This window comes from Streptomyces sp. Ru71 (assembly GCF_002920535.1).
GTDB lineage: Bacteria > Actinomycetota > Actinomycetes > Streptomycetales > Streptomycetaceae > Streptomyces.
Genome location: NZ_PQSS01000003.1, coordinates 55,612 through 73,375, shown reverse-complemented (window position 1 = coordinate 73,375; position 17,764 = coordinate 55,612). Strand labels below are relative to the sequence as shown.

14 protein-coding genes are annotated in these 17,764 nt (G+C 72.7%); 4 read left to right on the top strand and 10 right to left on the bottom strand.

The window, feature by feature from the left end:
• Nucleotides 1-61 precede the first annotated feature (61 nt).
• Nucleotides 62-769 carry a B3/4 domain-containing protein gene (locus tag C3489_RS02835; RefSeq protein WP_103779476.1) on the bottom strand — a complete coding sequence of 236 codons (708 nt, stop codon included), beginning with the start codon at nt 767-769 and terminating at the stop codon, nt 62-64.
• Between the two features lie 206 nt (nt 770-975).
• Here C3489_RS02835 and C3489_RS02830 point away from each other — a divergent pair, with 206 nt between their 5' ends.
• The 3 genes from C3489_RS02830 (at nt 976) to C3489_RS02820 (ending at nt 3,424) form a co-directional block, all read left to right on the top strand.
• The gene (locus C3489_RS02830; protein ID WP_103779474.1) at nt 976-1,560 is read left to right on the top strand and encodes an XRE family transcriptional regulator; all 585 of its coding nucleotides are present in this window, start codon (nt 976-978) and stop codon (nt 1,558-1,560) included.
• An 89-nt stretch (nt 1,561-1,649) separates the two neighbouring features.
• A complete protein-coding gene (locus C3489_RS02825) occupies nt 1,650-2,633 on the top strand; it encodes an ATP-binding cassette domain-containing protein (protein ID WP_103779472.1) in 984 nt (327 codons plus the stop codon).
• Nucleotides 2,630-3,424 (top strand): ABC transporter permease, encoded by a 795-nt coding sequence (locus C3489_RS02820; RefSeq protein ID WP_103779470.1) that lies wholly within the window; start codon nt 2,630-2,632, stop codon nt 3,422-3,424. The genes C3489_RS02825 and C3489_RS02820 overlap by 4 nt, the downstream gene beginning before the upstream one ends.
• 21 nt (nt 3,425-3,445) lie before the next feature.
• On the opposite strand, the gene C3489_RS02815 is transcribed toward C3489_RS02820, so the two are convergent.
• The 3 genes from C3489_RS02815 to C3489_RS02805 all read right to left on the bottom strand — a co-directional run bounded on the left by C3489_RS02815 (nt 3,446) and on the right by C3489_RS02805 (nt 10,547).
• Entirely contained in the window at nt 3,446-6,595 is a 3,150-nt protein-coding gene (locus C3489_RS02815) for a BTAD domain-containing putative transcriptional regulator (RefSeq protein ID WP_103779468.1), read from the bottom strand.
• Nucleotides 6,596-6,733: 138 nt separating this feature from the next.
• Nucleotides 6,734-9,718: a protease pro-enzyme activation domain-containing protein gene (locus C3489_RS02810; RefSeq protein WP_181139470.1), complete on the bottom strand. Its 2,985-nt coding sequence runs from the start codon at nt 9,716-9,718 to the stop codon at nt 6,734-6,736.
• Between the two features lie 346 nt (nt 9,719-10,064).
• Nucleotides 10,065-10,547: an SgcJ/EcaC family oxidoreductase gene (locus tag C3489_RS02805; protein WP_103779464.1), complete on the bottom strand. Its 483-nt coding sequence runs from the start codon at nt 10,545-10,547 to the stop codon at nt 10,065-10,067.
• A 94-nt stretch (nt 10,548-10,641) separates the two neighbouring features.
• Between C3489_RS02805 and C3489_RS02800 the strand changes: the two genes are divergently transcribed.
• Nucleotides 10,642-11,097: a MarR family winged helix-turn-helix transcriptional regulator gene (locus C3489_RS02800; RefSeq protein ID WP_374936713.1), complete on the top strand. Its 456-nt coding sequence runs from the start codon at nt 10,642-10,644 to the stop codon at nt 11,095-11,097.
• A gap of 56 nt (nt 11,098-11,153) precedes the next feature.
• Here the strand turns inward: C3489_RS02800 and C3489_RS02795 are convergent, their stop codons facing one another.
• The 6 genes from C3489_RS02795 to C3489_RS02770 all read right to left on the bottom strand — a co-directional run bounded on the left by C3489_RS02795 (nt 11,154) and on the right by C3489_RS02770 (nt 17,641).
• A complete protein-coding gene (locus tag C3489_RS02795; protein WP_103779462.1) occupies nt 11,154-11,813 on the bottom strand; it encodes a response regulator transcription factor in 660 nt (219 codons plus the stop codon).
• On the bottom strand, nt 11,810-13,009 hold the full coding sequence (locus C3489_RS02790) for a sensor histidine kinase (RefSeq protein WP_181139469.1): 1,200 nt from the start codon (nt 13,007-13,009) through the stop codon (nt 11,810-11,812). The genes C3489_RS02795 and C3489_RS02790 overlap by 4 nt, the downstream gene beginning before the upstream one ends.
• A gap of 5 nt (nt 13,010-13,014) precedes the next feature.
• Nucleotides 13,015-15,213, bottom strand: coding sequence for an MMPL family transporter (locus C3489_RS02785; protein ID WP_103779460.1), 2,199 nt, complete (start codon nt 15,211-15,213; stop codon nt 13,015-13,017).
• Between the two features lie 111 nt (nt 15,214-15,324).
• Nucleotides 15,325-15,627: a hypothetical protein gene (locus tag C3489_RS02780; RefSeq protein WP_374936712.1), complete on the bottom strand. Its 303-nt coding sequence runs from the start codon at nt 15,625-15,627 to the stop codon at nt 15,325-15,327.
• A 129-nt stretch (nt 15,628-15,756) separates the two neighbouring features.
• Nucleotides 15,757-17,235 (bottom strand): DEAD/DEAH box helicase, encoded by a 1,479-nt coding sequence (locus C3489_RS02775; RefSeq protein WP_103779458.1) that lies wholly within the window; start codon nt 17,233-17,235, stop codon nt 15,757-15,759.
• Nucleotides 17,236-17,437: 202 nt separating this feature from the next.
• Nucleotides 17,438-17,641 (bottom strand): cold-shock protein, encoded by a 204-nt coding sequence (locus tag C3489_RS02770; protein WP_007383480.1) that lies wholly within the window; start codon nt 17,639-17,641, stop codon nt 17,438-17,440.
• Nucleotides 17,642-17,764: the final 123 nt, after the last annotated feature.

Below are 17,764 nucleotides of genomic sequence, written 5' to 3'. Positions count from 1 at the left end.
GCCGCAGCGCACCACAGCGTACTGGCGAGCGGACCCCGAGCCTCCAACTGCCCCGTGGAGTTCAGGCGGTGACCTCGGGCTGCGCCGCGCCGAGGTACCGCACGGCGGTCCGCTCGGCGTGCGGGGCGAGGAGGCCGAGGAGTTCGTCGGCAGCGACCTTCAGCAGGTCGCCGTCCCGGGAGGCGTGCGGGGTCTCCAGCAGGAAGGCCACGTGGACGGAGTCCTCGGTGACGCGGGTGCGGTGGGCGTCGCGGTGGTTCCAGTGGCGGGTCAGGACGCCGCCGGAGTCCGCGTAGACGACCTCGCCGGGCCTGGGGTGCTCGACGGTGCCGGGTTCGCCGAGCGGGGTGAAGGTCTCGGTGCCGTCCGCGTACCGGATGTCGACGTCACCGGTGACGTGATCCAGGTCGAAGGCGCCGGCGGGGAGCCCGTGCCGTACGGAGACGGCGTTGTAGGAGTCGACGGCCGGGTTGATCCGGGGCAGGGTGCCCTTCTTGGCCAGGCGGCGGCCGAGCGCGTCGACGCTGGGGCGGATGCGGCGGGGGTTGGTGCCGAAGGCTCGGTAGGCGGTGTGCCAGGCCTCGATGCGGGGGTCGCTCTCGTCGGCGGGGTGCCAGGTGCCGTCCTTGAGCTGCTGCTCCAGCTCTGCGAGGGCTGTTTCGGTGTGGGGCCAGGGTTCGTGGCCTCGGATGCCGTGGGCGGTGACGAGGGCGATGAGGGTGTCGGGGAAGGCGGCGGCTACGGCTTGGGCGATACGGAAGGTTGGCATGGCTTGGGTCCGTTTCCTGTGCGGGCGCGTGGGGGTGGGGTGGGGGGTGGTGCCGGAGAGCTGCCCAGGGCCGGCAGCAGAGCGATCACGAGGTCATCCCGTACCATTCAGTGGAACGACCGCACCGTACAACGGACCGACCGAAGTGTGTCAACCGAACGACCGCGCGGTCCATTCCAGTGGTCCAGGCGCAAGGAGGGTGATCAGTGGCCGAGACAACCGCAGCCCTGCGGACGGTCGCGCACAACGTCAAGGCGGCCCGCGCCCGGGCCGGCCTGTCGCTGGACGAGCTCAGCCGGCGGGCCCAGGTCAGCAAGGGCGCCCTGGTGGCGCTGGAGAAGGCGCAGGGCAACCCCAACCTGGCCACCCTGGTCCGGCTCGCCGACACCCTCGGCATCTCGGTGTCCGCGCTGATGCAGGGCCCGCCCGAGGGCCGGGTCCGCGTCGTGGACGCCGAGTCCGTCACCCCGCTGTGGACCGGCGAGCACGGCAGCGAGGCCCGGCTGATGCTGACGACCTCCGGCCCGGCCCCCGTCGAGGTCTGGCGCTGGCGGCTGGAGCCGGGCGAGGAGTACCCCAGCCACCCCCACCAGGCCGGGGTCGTGGAGACCGTCAGCGTCACCGCGGGCCGGGTGATCCTGGTCGTCGACGGCACCGAGCACACCGTCGACGCAGGACAGACCGCCACCTTCGACGGCGACACCCCGCACACCTACCGCGGGGCGGGCACCGAACCCTGCCATCTGATCATGACGGTCCATCTCCCGCCGGGCCCCGCATCGACCCTCTGACCAGCGGGTTTCAGCGGCCCCAGGCCCGCCCGGGGCGCTGAAACCGCGCTGAAGCCGTCCTGAATGCCGCGCCCCGCACGCTCTGGGGCATGACGACAGACCACGAACTCGCGATCGCGGCCACCGGGCTGCGCAAGGCCTACGGGGACAAGACAGTCCTCGACGGCGTGGACATCCAGGTGCCCACGGGCACGATCTTCTCCCTCCTCGGACCCAACGGCGCCGGCAAGACCACGGTGGTCAGCATCCTGTCCACGCTGATCTCCGCCGACGCCGGCCAGGCCCGCATCGCCGGGCACGACCTCACCGCCCAGGCGCAGGCCGTCCGGGCCGCCATCGGGGTCACCGGGCAGTTCTCCGCCGTGGACGGGCTGATCACCGGCGAGGAGAACATGCTGCTGATGGCGGACCTGCACCACCTGTCCAAGCGCCAGGGCCGGCAGGTCACCGCCGAGCTGCTGGAACGCTTCGACCTGGTGGAGGCCGCCAGGAAGCCCGCCTCCACCTACTCCGGCGGCATGAAGCGCCGTCTGGACATCGCCATGACCCTGGTCGGCGACCCGCGGATCATCTTCCTTGACGAGCCGACCACCGGACTCGACCCGCGCTCCCGCCACACCATGTGGCAGATCATCCGAGAACTGGTCTCCGGCGGTACGACCGTCTTCCTCACCACCCAGTACCTGGAGGAGGCGGACCAGCTCGCCGACCGCATCGCCGTCCTCAACGGCGGCCGGATCGTCGCCGAGGGCAGCGCCGCCGAGCTCAAGCGGCTGGTGCCGGGCGGCCATGTGCGGCTGCGGTTCTCCGACCCGGTGACGTACGAGCGGGCGGCGACCGCGCTGCGCGAGACCACCCGCGACGACGAGGCGCTCACCCTGCAGATCCCCAGCGACGGCAGCCAGCGCGAGCTGCGCGCCGTCCTCGACTGGCTGGACGCCGCCGGCATCGAGGCCGACGAGCTGTCCGTGCACACCCCGGACCTGGACGACGTGTTCTTCGCCCTGACCGGCAGCTCCGTACCCGCGCAGACCGTCACCGCCCGCAGCACCGACAAGGAGACCGCCCGATGAGCACCGCCGGCCACGCCTTCCGCGACAACCTCACCATGCTGCGGCGCAACCTCCTGCACGCGCGCCGCTATCCCTCCCTCACCCTGAACCTCCTGCTCACCCCGGTCATCCTGCTGCTGCTGTTCGTCTACGTCTTCGGCAACGTGATGAGCGCCGGCATCAACGGCGGCCACGCGGACCGGGGCGACTACGTCGCCTACCTCGTGCCCGGCATCCTCTTCCTGACCGTGGCCATGACCTCGCTCGGCACCGCGGTGTCCGTGTGCACCGACATGACCGAGGGCATCATGGCCCGGTTCCGCACCATGGCGATCTCCCGCTCCTCCGTGCTGATCGGCCATGTGATCGGCAGCGTGATCAAGACGATGGCGGCCCTGGTGCTCGTCCTGGGCATCGGACTGGCCATCGGCTTCCGGCCCGAGGCGTCGCCGGTGGAGTGGATCGCGGCGGCCGCTCTGATGGCGCTGGTCAGCCTCGCGCTGACCTGGATCGCGGTCGGCATGGGCCTGGTGAGCCCCAACCCCGAGGGCGCCAGCAACATCGGCACCCCGCTGGTCATGCTGCCGTTCCTGTCCAGCGCGTTCGTGCCGGTGGACGCCATGCCGGGCTGGTTCCGCTGGTTCGCCGAGTACCAGCCGTTCTCGCCCTTCATCGAGACGCTGCGCGGCCTGCTGCTGGGCAGCGAGATCGGCGCGAAGAACGCCGTGCTGAGCCTGGCCTGGGCGATCGGGCTGTCGGTGCTGGGCTACCTGTGGTCCAGGGCGTCGTTCAACCGCGAGCCCAAGCGGTGAGTCCGGCCCGGCAGAGGACCGTCAACCCCGCGGAGCGAGTTCCCGCAGCGCCTCCACCCGCAGCTCCTCCCGCCCCAGGGCGGCGTACCTCGACCTCGCGTCGGCGTACGCCGCCTTGTCGGCGTTCTCGGCCGCTTCCCGGGAACGCGCAAGAGACAGGGCGGGGAACTCCCGTACCACCGGCATCCGTTCGGCCAGCGCCAGCAGCCGTACGGCTCCCCGCTCGCCCCGCGCCAGCCGGTCGTGCCCGAGCGCGAGCAGCAACGTGCCGTACACCGGCAGCTCCACCGGGGCCCCGTCGACCGGCGAGCCGTCGGCCAGGGCAGCGGACAGCAGCCTGAGCAGCCGCGCCCGCAACTCCTCGGTGAGCCCGGCGACCGGGTCGGGCCGGCCGTGCAGCGCGTGCGCGGCCACGGCGGCCGACTGCAGCTGCAGCGCCCACGGGTCCACGAACGGATCGCCGGCGGCGTACACGGCACTGACCTGCCGTACCCGCTCCGCCGCCCGGCGCCACAGCCCGAGCCCCAGCTCGGTCAGTCCCCGGGCCAGCGCTATCTCCGCCCGGGCCGCCAGTTCGGGGCTGTACGTCCCGTCCGCCTCCGGGGGCTGGTCCAGGGTGGCGCGGTCCAGCCAGTACTCGGCCTCCTCGATCTCGCCGTTGTGCAGACAGGCCAGCACCAGCCCCCAGCGCACCCCGAGCGAGTCCGAGGAGTCGCCGAACGCGTCCAGCGCGCTCAGGGCGGCGCGCAGATGGTCGTACGCCTCCGCGCCCCGCTCGGTCTGCAGGCACAGCTCGCTGACCCGGCCGTGGCTGAGCAGGTGCATGGCCGGGTTGTTCAGCGGGGTGAGCGCGTCGACCATCCGGCGGGCGCTCTCCAGCGCCCGCTCCACGTCGTGGCCCGCCTCCCAGACGTAGCTGGCGACACCCGCGGCGACGCCCGCCAGCAGCGGCTCGGCGGCCTCGCACAGCTCCCGCAGCCGGGCGAACTCCGGCGGCCGCATATCCGGTACGGCGCACAGCACGACCGACAGGGCACGCAGCACGGTGTCCGGCGGGGCGGGCGGCAGCCGGCGCAGGGTCACCAACTGGCGTACGGCGTGCGGGCCGTGGCCCATGAAGAGGCTCGCCGCGCACACCGCCGCCGCGCTGCGGGCCGGTTCCACGTCCTCGGGGTCCTCGGGCCGGAAGTGGGACAGGGGGCCCGCGGTGTCGGCGGCCAGCTGGGCCAGCCGGGCGTAGCTGGAGCCGGTGGACCACAGGGAGGACAGCACCGCGGTGACGGCCGCGGTGGTGGGCCCGTCGGCGCGGGCCAGCGCGTGCCGCAGCGCGAGGACCAGGTTGTCCTGCTCGGCGCGTATGCCGGACCAGGCGGGCACCGGGTCGTGGCTGAACAGCCGGTCGTGGTGGGCGCGGCCGAAGTCCCGCGCCCAGGCGAGGAAGCGGCCGGTGACCGCCTCCTCCTCGCCGGCCTCGGCACGCTTGGCCGCGCCGAACTCCCGCAGTGTCTCCAGCATGCGGAAGCGCACGCCCGAGGGGCTGTCGTCCACCTTGATCAGGGACTGCCCGGCGAGCTGTTCCAGCAGGGTCAACGCGTCCGCGCTGTCGCCGAGGACGTACTGCGCCGCGTCCTCGGTGAAGCCGCCGGGGAACACCGACAGGGCGCGCAGGGCGGCCTGGCCGTCGCTCTCCAGGAGGTTCCAGCTCCAGTCGACCACGGCGCGCAGGGTGCGGTGCCGCTCGGGCGCGTCCCGGGCGCCGCCGCGCAGCAGCGCGAACCGGTCCCGCAGGCGGCTGGAGATGTCGGCCACGGACAGCACCCGCACCCGGGCCGCGGCGAGTTCCACGGCGAGCGGCAGCCCGTCCAGGTGCCGGCAGATCTCGGCGACCGGCCCCGGGGGCAGCTCCACGCCGGGCCGGGCGGCGCGGGCCCGCTGCGTGAACAGCTCCACCGAGGTCGCCGGGGACAGTTCGGGCAGGGCGTACACGGACTCCGAGCTCAGCCCCAGCGGGGCCCGGCTGGTGGCCAGCACCCGCAGCCTGGGCGACCGTGAGACCAGCGCCTGGACGAGGGCGGCCGCCCCGGCGACGACCTGTTCGCAGTTGTCCAGCACCAGCAGCACCGGTCCGGCGCCGAGCGCGGCGGCGATGGAGCCCACCAGGTCCGTGCCGCCCGCGAACTGCCGGCCCTCGGCGCCGACCGCCGAGGCCACCTCGCCGGGCACGTCGTCGTCGGCGGTGACACCGGCCAGCGGGACGAAGTGCACCACGGGCTGCTCGGCCGCCCGGCTCACCGCGTGGGAGAGCCGGGTCTTGCCCAGTCCGCCGGGGCCGACGACGGTGACCACCCGGGCCTCGCGCAGCAGCCCGGTCACGGCGGCGACATCGGCGTCCCGGCCCAGCAGCGGGTTCGGCTCGTGCGGCACGCCGTGGCGCACCGGCGCCACGTCCGCGCTCAGCAGGTCCTGGTAGACGGCCTTGAGGCCGGGGCCGGGATCGGTGCCCAGCTCGTCGCGCAGCCGGCGGCGGTAGGCGTCGTACCGGGTCAGCGCGGCGGCCCGGCCGGCGGTGGCGGCCTCGCAGCGCAGCAGCTCCGCCAGCACCTCCTCGTCCTGTGGGAGTTCCCCGGCCAGCTCGGCCAGGGGTGCGGCGGCCTCCTCCCGCCGCCCCAGCCGGGCGAGCGCGAGCGCGCGGGTACGGGCCAGCGAGCGGTGCGCGGGGACGCGGGCGGTGCGCAGGGCCGCCACCGGGTCGTGCAGGTCCTCGCCGGCCACGGCGTCCACGGTCCCGTCCCACAGGGCCAGGCCCGCCTCGGCCTCGGCCAGGGCTGCCGTGTGGTCCCCGGCGCGGGCGCGTTCGGCGCCCGCCTCCGCGTGCCGGGCCAGCGCGCAGGCGTCGACCTGAGTCTCGTCCAGCGCCAGCCGGTAGCCCGTCGGCGTGCTCACCACCAGGTCGGCGCCGAGCTGCGCGCGCAGCCGCGACACCAGCACCTGGACGGCCTTGCCGGGCCGCTCGGGCTGCTCCTCGGGCCACAGTCCCTCCACCAGCCGGCCCGTGCTGCACCCGGTGCGCAGGTCGTCGGCGAGCAGGGCCAGCAGGCCGCGCAGCCGGGGCGCGGTGATCTCCCGCCCACGGAAGGAGACGGCGGACAGAAGCGTCAACTCGGTGGTCACGCAAGCAGAGTAGTCACCGGGGCGGACCCCGACCGGGTCCCGGGCGGTTCCGGGTGCGCAAAGGGCCCTGCCCCCGCCGCTCGGTACGGCGGCGGGGGCAGGGCCCGGGTACTGGCTTACGGTCGCTCGCGCGGCGTCCTACATGTAGTAGCCGAACAGGTCGGCGATCACATGGACGCTGCCGGCGTTCGGACGGAAGTCGATCTTTCCGTTGACGACCGGCACGGTCACCAGGTTGGCCACGGTCTGGCCCTTGACCCAGTTGAGGCTGGAGGCGTTGGGCAGGGTGGTCCCGTCGGGCCACACGGTCAGGAACCCGCCCGAGGTCGGGGCGGTGACGGTGACGTTGAGGACCACGGCCTTGGCGTTGGCCAGGGTGTGGCCGTCGTTGAGGCTCAGCGCCAGGGTGGAGCCGCCGGCCAGCGGCTTGGTGCCGGAGGTGCCGAGGGCGTACCGGGTGTCGAGCAGCCGGCTCGGGCCCGCCGTGTGGAAGGACGAGCCGTCCGTGGCGGAGGTGAAGTAGCCGGCGACGTCGGCGATGAAGTGCACGGTGCCGGTGCCGGCGTTGTACAGCTTCACCTTGCCGTCGGTGCCGATGGGAAGCACGACCATGTTGGGACGGGTCTGCCCGGCGAGCCAGTTGATGTTCGACGCCGTCGGGCGGGCCGCGCCGCTCGGGTAGGCGATCAGGAAGCCGCTCGACGTGGGCGCGGTGGCCGTGACGTTGAGGACGACGGCGGTGGCACCGGTGGCGGGGACTCCGCCGCGGCCCGCGACCTGGAGGGTGACGGTGCCCTTGCCGGCGACCGGCGTCCGGGTGGTCACGCCGTTGGCGCTGCGGGTGTCGAGGATGCGGTTCGGGCCCTTGGCCAGGTAGGTGGAGCCGCCGGCCTCGGTGGAGTAGTAGCCGGCCACGTCACCGACGAAGTGGACGGTGCCGTTGCTGGCGTTGAACAGGTTGACCGAGCCGTCCTTGCCGACCGGGACGGTCACCAGGTTCGGGATGACCTCGCCCTTGAGCCAGTTCATGTTCGACGACTCCGGGCGGGGGGTGCCGCTCGGGTAGGCGATGAGGTGACCGGTCGCGGTGGGCGCGGCGGCGGTGACGTTGATGACGACCGCGGTGACGCCGGTGGCCGGGACGCCGCCGACCCCCGTCACCTTCAGCTTGACCGTGCCGTTCGCGGCGACCGGGGAGGTGCCGGAGCGGCCGATGCCGTAGCGGGTGTCGAGGACACGGGCCGGGGTGAGCGCGTTGAAGGTGCTCTCCGCAGAGCGCGGGACGGCCGCGCACAGGCCCTTGACGATCTCGCGTCCGTTCGGCGTGCCGAGGCCGGTCGCGAGGTCGTAGTCGGCGCCGGCCTGGTACTGGCCGCTGTAGTTGCCGGACTCGGTGAGGTTGTTGTTGCCGCTGGTGACGTCACGGAAGGCGGTGGCGGGCAGACGGTACAGCGCGTTGTGCGCGTAGCCGACGGCGCCGTTGGCCTGGCAGGCCAGGTCCTGGTCGGCCTGCGCGATCAGCGCGGCCCACACCGGGGCGGCGCCGCTGGTGCCGCCGATGATGTTCCAGTACTGGGCGCCGTCGGGGGTGTGACCGAAGGCGACCGGGTAGCCGGTGGCCGGGTCGCCGACCGCGGAGACGTCCGGCACCTGGCGGCAGTTCTCGCCCGCGCCGGCGGCGCAGACGTTGCCGTAGCCGGCGCCGGTGCGGTTCTGGAAGCCGGCCGCGTCGACCTTGGCCAGCTGGGAGACGCCGCCGCCCGAGCCGGTCCAGGTGGTCTGGTTGGAGACGGCGGACTGCATGCTGGTGCCGCCCACGCCGAGGACGTACGGCGAGCTCGCCGGCCAGTCGGTGACCAGCTCATTGGCGTGCGGCGCGGCGTAGTACGGGTTGTAGCAGCCGGTGGAGCCGCTGTCACCGGAGGCGGCGACGACGGTCTGGCCCTGCGCGGCGGCCTGCTGGTACAGCACGGTCTCGGCGCTGATGACCTCGCTCGGCGTGTTCAGCTCGCACAGGCCCCAGCTGATGGAGACGACCTTGGCGCGGTTGTCGGTGACGATCCGGCGCAGGACGGCCGTGGCGTCGTCCCAGGTGTTCTCGGCCTGGTAGACGAGGACCTTGGCCTGCGGGGCGAGACCGATGATGGTCTCGACGTCCAGCGCGGTCTCCATGCCGACGCCGGTGTCCACGCTCGCCGGCTCGGACGGGCCGCCGTTGACCCGGACGGAGCTGACCGAGGCCTTGGTGCCGTGGCAGGCCTGGTAGCTGTTGATGTCGCGCAGGTCGTAGTTCTCCAGCGAGTACACCGCGACGGTGGTGCTGGTCTGCACGTTGGGCTGGTCCGCCATGTTGTAGGCGGACGCGAGCGAACGGGCGCTCCAGTAGTCCTGCTTGTCGTACGCGGCCGGGGGGCTCGCGTACAGGTTCTTGACGTCGGTGCACATCGTGCCGGTGGTGCCGGTCAGCCGGGGCGTCAGGGCGCCGCCCGTGCTCCGCTGCACCTTGGCCGCGCCCTTGGTGCCGGTGTTGCGCGGCTGGTAGGCGGCCAGGTTGCTCAGTCCGACGACGCCGCGGACGTCGTCGGCGACCCGGCCGTCGAGCTGCGGGGCGCGGGTGTTGGTGAACCCGGTCCTGCCGTCCTTGAGCTTGTAGCCGTCGAAGTCGGTGGCGAAGGCCTTGGCGGCCTTGCCGACCGTCGCGTGCACGGGCAGCGTCAGTCCGTCGGACTCCAGGTCGCCGACCTCAAGGCCCTTGGCCGCGAGTTCGGCGCGGACCCGCTCGACGGTCTGCGGCGCGGCGCCGAAGCGGTCCGCGAACTCGCCCGTCCGCAGGTACTTGCGGTAGTTCGGCGACGCCGGGTCGGCTACCTCGGCGACGAAACGGTTCAGCGCCGCCGGGTCGCGCGGCTCCAGGACCACGCTCAGGTCCAGCGCCTGCCCGGCCGCCGGGTCCGCCGCGCGCACGGCGCCCGCCGGGATCTTCGGCGTGCCGCCGACCCGCTGCGGGGCCGGCTCGGCGGACGTGGCCGCGTACGACACCGGCGTCACGACGGCGGTCACGGCCAGGGCGGCTATGGTCGCCGCCCCCCATCGATACGCCCTCTCACGGGCGGTTCGGCCCATGCACACTCCCTCTTCGACATCCCCCGTCGCCCGGGTGCGTGCGGGCAGGTGAAACCGCGGAAGGGTGCGCCGATGCGGGCACGCGCGTGCGGGCACGGCGGAAGCGTGAAGAGTTGCGTACAGAAGGCCCGGTCGATACCGGACCATGTAATGCCCCCCCGGCGGTGTCACCGCTCCCACGCGGTGGACGACGGCCAGAGAAGAATCTCTATCAGGTCCAAGATCGGGCGGCCAAGGGCGGAGACGGACTTTATAAGACCGTGACATGACAACTCTGCCCGTTTACGGACATAGCTTCCGCGCAGGTTCGCCGGGCCGGGGTCCGGTCGTGCCGCCCGGCCGCCGGTCACCGAGCCCCGGGGCGGGTCGCGGGCTGCAGCCGGAAGGACACGGCCTCCATCAGGCGCCGGCGCCGGGTCTTCTGGATGGCGGCGATCCGCCACGCCCCGGACGCCGGGTCCCGTACGACCGTGTACGTGGCCACCTTGCCCAGCCGCTTCGGCGTGCCCTTGCCGACCTCGCCCCGCGTGACGACGACCGCCGTGTCGGCGCCGTGGAAGCGGATGCCGGTGATGTCGAGGGTCAGCTCGGTGCCCTTGAGGAAGCCCGAGAAGAGCGCCTGATGGGCGCGGCCGATCTCCGGTCCGCCCTGGTAGACGGTCCCGACGAAGGTCACGTCGGTCGCGTCGGGGGTGAAGCAGCGGCCGTACGCGGTTCCGTCGCCCCGGTTCCACGCGCTGCGACTCTCCTCCAGGAGCGCGCGGATGGCGGCGGCGTCGTGGTCGCGGGCCGGGTCGTGGGGCGCGGGGTGGACGGGGGTGTGGGTCATCACTGCGCTGCCTCCGAGTGGTAGCTTCGTCTATGAAGTATCTGCTTTCAGGATTCCTCTTCTCTGAGGAAGAGATTAAGGAGTGCAAGGCACCGTGTCAACGCCCCCCGCGCGTGGTGACGCCCATGAGACCTACCGCCGCTACCTCAGCGCCGTGATGCTGCACGGCCACGCCAGCGCCCGCGCGTGCGAACTGGGCGCCACCGACCTGTACGCGCTGAACATCCTTCAGCTCACGGGCCCGATGTCCCCCGGCGAACTGTCCGAACGCACCGGTCTGACCACCGGCCCGACCACCCGGCTGATCGACCGCCTGGAACAGGCCGGCTACGTCCGCCGCGCCCCCGACCCGGAGGACCGCCGCAAGGTGATCGTCGAACCGGTGGGCAACCCCGCCGCACTGGACCGCGCCATGGCCCCCGCGCGGGAGAGGATCGGCGAGATCCTGGCCGGCTACACCCCCGACCAGCTGAGCGTCCTGTTCGACTACTTCACCCGCGCCACGCGGGCCTACCACGACGCGGCCGAGGAGCTGCGCTCGGAGACATGAGCCGCGCCGGAACGTGACGACCGCTCAGGAGCCGCCGCTGCCGCCTGCCCCCGGCCTCAGTCGGCCGTCCCCGGCACAGGCGGCCGGGGCAGGAGCCCTCGCTCCATCGCCACCACCACCGCCCTCGTACGGTCGTTCACGTCGAGCTTGGCGAACAGCCGCAGCAGATGGGTCTTCACCGTGGCCTCGGCGATGACCAGGCGCCGGCCGATCTCGGCGTTGGTGAGGCCGTCGGCCACCGCCTCCAGCACATCGGTCTCGCGGTCGGTCAGCGGCTCCTGGGCCGGCCGGCGCATCCGCGCCACCAGTTTCGCGGCCACCCGGGGAGCGAGCACCGTCTCCCCGCGCGCCGCCGCGTGCACGGCGTCGACGAGCTGCTCGCGCGTGGTGTCCTTGAGCAGGTAGCCGATGGCCCCGGCCTCCACCCCGCGTTCGATCTCCACGTCCGTGTCGTACGTCGTCAGGATCAGCACCCGGGTGCGCGGATACCGGGCGACGATCTCGGTCGTCGTCGCCACCCCGTCCAGGACGGGCATCCGCAGGTCGACCAGGGCCACATCGGGGTCGAACCGCTCCACCAGGTCCAGCGCCGCACGTCCGTCGCCCGCCTCGCCGACGATCTCGATGCTGTCCTCGCCGGCGAGCAGGGCGACTACTCCGGCACGCATCACGGTGTGGTCGTCCACCACGACGATGCGCAGCGCGCCTTCGCTCATGCCTCCCCCTCGTCCGCCACCGGGATCATCGCCAGGACGCGCGTCCCGTCGCCCACCGAACTCGTCACCGTGAGCCTCCCGCCCAGTTCCGCCAGTCGTTTGCGCATGCCGTCCAGCCCGAAGCCCGTCGACTCCTCCACCACGAACCCGGTCCCGTCGTCGGTGATCTCCAGCTCCACCGCGTGCGGCCGCCGGGCCAGCACCACGCCGACCGTGGACGCGCGCGCGTGCTTGCGCACGTTGGCCAGCGACTCCTGGGTGCAGCGCAGCAGCGCGATCCGGGTCTGCTGGTCGCAGTCGAGGTCGGCCAGGTCGGCGTCCACGGTGAGCTGGGTGTCCTCCGCGAAGCGGTCCAGCGTGCGGCGCAGAGTCCGCGCCACCGAACCGGACACCACCCGGCCGGGGCCCGGCTGCCCGGCCGAGGCGACCAGCTCACGGGCCTCGGCCAGGTTGTCCCGGGCGGTGGACTCGATCGAGCGCAGCTGCTGGGCACTGCGCGCCGGATCGTCGGACATCCCCGCCCGGGCCGCCTCCGCCAGGACGATGATCGAGGCGAAGCCCTGCGCGAGCGTGTCGTGGATGTCCCGTGCGATGCGTTCCCGTTCGTCGGCCGCGCCCTGGCGCTGGTACGCCTCCGAAAGACGCGCCTGCGTCCGCTCCAGCTCCTCGATCAGCCGGGCCCGTTCGCTGCTCTGCGCGACGACCGAGTGCGCCCACAGGCCGATCAGCACGCCGACCGCGACGACGATCAGGGTGGACACCAGCGTCTCGCCGAAGAACTTTGCCGACCAGCCCTGCCGCACCACGCTCCCGGCCAGCGTGGCCCCCGTGGCGAGCCCGAGGAAACCCATCGAGGCCCGCGGGGTACGCCCGAACATCCAGTAGTGCGGCAGCGTCACCATGAACAGCGCCGCATAGCTGCTGCCCAGATACGCCAGCCCGGCCAGCGACAGGACCAGCACCGACAGGTACACCTGCGGCCGTACCACCCGATTGCCCGGGAAGCGGTCGAGCACCGCGTAGCACAGCACCACGCAGCTGAGCAGCGCCAGCGCCGTGTACTTGCTCCCGCCGGGCGGAGCCGTCGTCACCAGCCCGACGGCCATGGCGCCGAACAGCGCCCAGCACACCGTGTTCCAGCGGCGCAGCGACGTCGCCCAGAAGGCGTCGGCCAGGGGAGCGGTCACAGCGGTCATGCCCATCAACGTACGTCGACCACCGGCCGCCCGTCGGCCGTTCGGGCCGAGGCCGCCGCCGTGGCAACCGCTGCCCGCCCCGGCCACCAACTCGCCTCCCCGAGCAGCAGCATCGCCGAGGGCAGGATCATGATCCGGACGACGAAGGCGTCGAGCAGCACGGCCGCGGCGAGGACGAAGCCGATCTGCTTCATCTCGATGATGTGCAGGAAGACGAAGCTCACGAAGACGGTCGTCATCACCACCGCCGCGCTCGTCACCACGCTCGCCGAGCGGCGGATCCCGTCGAGCACGGCCCGCCGTGTCTCCACGCCGGCGCGCACCGCCTCCTGGATCCGGCTCACCACGAACACCTGGTAGTCCATCGACAGCCCGAACAGGATCACGAAGAGGAACAGCGGCACCCGGGAGCCGATGGACCCCGTGGAGTGGAAGTCCAGCAGTCCCTCGGCCCAGGTCCCCTGGAACACCAGGACGAGCAGCCCGAGCGACGCCGCCGCGGACAGCAGGTTCAGAGCGACACCGATCACCCCCAGCACCACCGAACGGAACGCGTACGTGGTCATCAGGAAGGTGACCAGCAGCAACGCGCCCAGCACCAGGGGCAGTTTGCCGTTCTGGTGAGCGGGATAGTCGGTGTACCGGGCGACGTCCCCGCTCACCCCGAACTCCGCGCCGGCGACCCGGCCCACGGTCGCGGGCAGGTAGTCGTCCCGCAGATGGTCGAGGGAGTCGTACGCCTGCTCGGAGTTGCCCAGGTGGGGCACCTTCAGTTCCAGGGTGCTGATCCGCCGGTCGGCGGACGTCCGGACGGGCGAGGCGCCGGCGAACAGCGGGTCGTCACCGGCACGCCGGGCCAGCTCGCGCAGTGCCGCGCCGACCTCGCCCGCGTGCGCGGCGTCGGCCCGTACGACGACCTGGTGGGTGACCCGGTGCTCCGGGAACGCCTCGTTGAGCCGGTCGTACACGCGCATGGCGGGGATGTCGCGGGAGTGCGTGTCCCGGCTCATCTCCGTGATCTTCAGCCCGGCCAGCGGGGTGACGAGCGCGAGCAGGGCGAGCACGGAGACGCACAGGGTGGCCAGCGGGTGCCGGCTCGCGGGCCGCAGCAGAGCCCCCCACACACGGCCGCCGCCGTCACCCCGCGTCCGCCGCGGCGCCTTCCCGCGCTCGGCGCGGCGCCGCTCCCGGCGCTCCTGCCGCTGCCCCAGCTTGACCAGGAGCGCGGGCAGCGCCGTCAGGGAACTGGCCACCGCGACCAGGACGACCACGATCGTGCCGGTGGCCAGCGAGGAGAAGATGACGTCGGCGGCCAGATACAGCGTCGCCGTGGACGCCACGACCGCGAGCCCGGACACCACGACCGCCCGGCCCGAGGTCGCCGCGGCCAGCTCCACCAGCGCCTCGGAACTCAGCCGGCCGCCCGAGCGGGCCCGCTCCTCCCGCTCCCGCTTGAGGTGGAAGAGCGTGTAGTCGACGCCGACCGCGAGGCCGATCATCAGGATGACGTTCGTGCCGACCCCGGCGTCGGGGGAGACGTGGGACGCCACCATCGACAGCCCGACGGCCGCCGCGATCGAGGACAGCGCCAGCAGCAGCGGCACCCCGGCCATGGTCACGGACCCGAAGACGACCAGCAGGGTGACCAGGGTGATGGGGAGCGTGATCCGCTCCGAGAGCGCCAGGTCGTCGCCGCGCTGCTGGTCGACCCCCTTGCTGATGGAGGGCGAGCCGGTCTCCTCCAGCAGCAGCCCCGGGTGCGCCTTCCCGACGGCCTCGGTCTGTTCGGTCAGCGCGCCGACCTTGTCCTTGGCGTCGCGCTCCTCGCCCTTGAGGGCCACCTCGACCATGAGGATCGAGCGGTCCTTCGACAGCTGCGGGTCGGCCACGTCCGCCACCTCGGGCAGCCGCCGCATCCGGGCGGTCAGGTCCCGCGCGGCGGCATCGGCCGCGCTCCGGTCGAAGGCCCCCGACCGGGCCGAGATCAGCACCTGCTCGGTGGACCTGCGCTCCAGATGCCCCTCGGCGGCCATCGCCTCCGCCCGCCCGGCCTCGCCGACCCGGTAGTCGGCCGTCGTCGCGTTGTGTGTGCCGACGGCACTGCCGGCCCCCAGGCACAGCACCACGAACACGAGCCAGCCGACGATGGCCCGCCAGGGATGCCGGGCACTCCAACGCGCCATGCGCACAGTGAGTGAGTTCATGCCCAAAAGCCTTGCTGGCCAGGGCGGTTGGCAGACAGAGGTGACGGGTTGAACCTGGCGTCCACCGATCGGTGGACGCCGATCGCGCCGGCGACGGCCGTACGACGACGCTCAGCAGGGCAGAGCGAGGACGCCCAGGGCGTAACCGTGCTCGTCGACCACCGGGGACACGTCCAGCGTCCGGACCCGCATGGCGGCCTCCGCCTCGCCGAGCCCGGCCACCGACGGGGTGAACGGACCGCGGTCGAGCGGGATGTCCCGCAGCCGCGTCCGGTCGCTGTACCAGGAGCCGCCGCGGTGCGCGGAGAGCTGGGCCCGGGTGACCAGGCCCGCGCACCGCCCGTCGTCGTCCTGCAGGAGCAGATGCGGGACACGGGCGCTGATGAGCACGGCCAGGGCCACGTCGACGGTCATGTGATCGTCCACGTGGGGCCACCGGTGGCGTGCATGGCGTCACGGGCGGTCAGGCCGGTGCCGTCGGCGTTGCCGGCCGGCTGTCCGGGGTGGAGCGGGATCTGCGTCAAGGGCTTCTCCTCGTGCGGGTCAGGGGGTGCGCCTCGGGGCCGAGCGGCGGGACCGGGTGCCGGACCCGCCGGTTCGGCCGCCCGCCCGTCCCCTGCGTCCGCGTCCGGAGGGCTCCGTACGGCGGCTCGGCTCGGCGGCCGGCACGGCGATGGTGACGGGCACGCCGGAGGGGGTGCGCGCGCCGGTGATGCGCTGCAGCTCGGCCTCGCCCGGACGGACGCGGACGCTGCTCGCGGTGATGCCGGCGTCGGCCATCAGCCGGTCCATCGACCGGCGCTGGTGCGGCAGGACGAGGGTGACGACGGTGCCGGACTCGCCGGCCCGGGCGGTACGGCCGCCGCGGTGCAGATAGTCCTTGTGGTCGCCGGGAGGGTCGACGTTGACGACGAGGTCGAGGCCCTCGACATGGATGCCTCGGGCGGCGACGTTGGTCGCCACCAGAGCCGTGACCTGGCCGTCCTTGAACTGGGCGAGCGTCCGGTTGCGCTGCGGCTGGGACTTGCCGCCGTGCAGGGCCGAGGCCCGCACACCGACCGCCAGCAGCTGCTTGACCAGCCGGTCGACCGCGTGCTTGGTGTCCAGGAACATGATCACGCGCCCGTCGCGGGCGGCGATCTCGGTGGCGGTGGTGTGCTTGTCGTCGTCGTGCACGTGCAGCAGATGGTGCTCCATGGTGCTGACGGCGCCCGCGGACGGGTCGACCGAGTGGACCACGGGGTCGTGCAGATAGCGGCGCACCAGCAGGTCGATGTTGCGGTCCAGGGTGGCCGAGAACAGCAGCCGCTGCCCGCCGGGGCCGACCTGGTCGAGCAGCGCGGTCACCTGCGGCATGAAGCCCATGTCGGCCATCTGGTCGGCCTCGTCCAGGACGGTGACGGCGACCTGGTCCAGCCGGCAGTCCCCGCGCTCTATGAGGTCCTTGAGCCGGCCGGGTGTCGCCACGAGGAGCTCGGCGCCGCCGCGCAGCGCCGTCGCCTGGCGGCCGATCGACATGCCGCCGACCACGGTGGCGAGCCGCAGCCGCAGCGCGCGGGCGTAGGGGGCGAGCGCGTCGGTGACCTGCTGGGCCAGTTCCCGGGTCGGGACGAGGACGAGGGCCAGCGGCTGCCGGGGCTGGGCCCGCTGCCCGTCCAGCCGGGCCAGCACGGCCAGGCCGAAGGCGAGCGTCTTGCCCGAGCCTGTCCGCCCGCGTCCGAGTACGTCTCGTCCGGCGAGCGCGTTCGGCAGCGTGGCCGCCTGGATCGGGAAGGGCACGCTCACGCCCTCCGCGCCGAGCGCGGCCAGCAGACGGGCGGGCATGTCCAGTTCGGCGAACGTCTCGGCCGCCGGCAGCGGCTCGGTGAGGGTGACCGGGAGGGTGAACTCCTGCGGGCGTGCGGTGGAGCGAGCCGCGGGCCGGCTCTTTCGTCCGGTGGCCGGACGGGGGTTCTGCTGCCGGGTGCTCCGGTCCGTGCGGAAACGGCCGGAACTGCCGCCGGCGCGACGGGTGCGGTTCATGAGGAACCTTCCTCGATGCGGCGCACCGAGGAATTCCGTTCAGCGGCGGGAGTCGCCCCCGGATTCACAGGAATGAGCCGAATGAAATGTGCACAGCCGGGCCTCGCGTACCGAAGCCAGGACTGTCGAAAATCCGGGCAGGTCCCGGAAAGCAATGAGCTGGGGCCCGCAGCGCGGGCCCCAGCGTCATGATGCGTCAGCGTCAGGCGGGAACGATGTTCTCGGCCTGCGGGCCCTTCTGGCCCTGCGTGACGTCGAAGGTAACCTTCTGGCCTTCCTGAAGCTCGCGGAAGCCGCTGGTGGCGATGTTCGAGTAGTGGGCGAACACGTCAGCGCCGCCACCGTCCTGCTCGATGAAGCCGAAGCCCTTTTCCGCGTTGAACCACTTCACGGTGCCAGATGCCATATTGAATCTCCCTTGGGGGGCAGTGCCGGACGCCGCACTTTACGGGTCCGAGTCGCCGGGATGATCACCCCTCCGGGAAACCCGGAAAGCTCTGCAAAAAAACAAGTCTGCGGCAATCAAAAC

Coding starts and splice junctions, on each gene's coding strand:
- C3489_RS02835 (WP_103779476.1), bottom strand. CDS start 769: ATGCCAACCTTCCGTATCGCCCAAGCCGTAGCCGCCGCCTTCCCCGAC.
- C3489_RS02825 (WP_103779472.1), top strand. CDS start 1,650: ATGACGACAGACCACGAACTCGCGATCGCGGCCACCGGGCTGCGCAAG.
- C3489_RS02820 (WP_103779470.1), top strand. CDS start 2,630: ATGAGCACCGCCGGCCACGCCTTCCGCGACAACCTCACCATGCTGCGG.
- C3489_RS02810 (WP_181139470.1), bottom strand. CDS start 9,718: ATGGGCCGAACCGCCCGTGAGAGGGCGTATCGATGGGGGGCGGCGACC.
- C3489_RS02805 (WP_103779464.1), bottom strand. CDS start 10,547: ATGACCCACACCCCCGTCCACCCCGCGCCCCACGACCCGGCCCGCGAC.
- C3489_RS02795 (WP_103779462.1), bottom strand. CDS start 11,813: ATGAGCGAAGGCGCGCTGCGCATCGTCGTGGTGGACGACCACACCGTG.
- C3489_RS02790 (WP_181139469.1), bottom strand. CDS start 13,009: ATGACCGCTGTGACCGCTCCCCTGGCCGACGCCTTCTGGGCGACGTCG.
- C3489_RS02785 (WP_103779460.1), bottom strand. CDS start 15,213: ATGAACTCACTCACTGTGCGCATGGCGCGTTGGAGTGCCCGGCATCCC.
- C3489_RS02780 (WP_374936712.1), bottom strand. CDS start 15,627: ATGACCGTCGACGTGGCCCTGGCCGTGCTCATCAGCGCCCGTGTCCCG.
- C3489_RS02775 (WP_103779458.1), bottom strand. CDS start 17,235: ATGAACCGCACCCGTCGCGCCGGCGGCAGTTCCGGCCGTTTCCGCACG.
- C3489_RS02770 (WP_007383480.1), bottom strand. CDS start 17,641: ATGGCATCTGGCACCGTGAAGTGGTTCAACGCGGAAAAGGGCTTCGGC.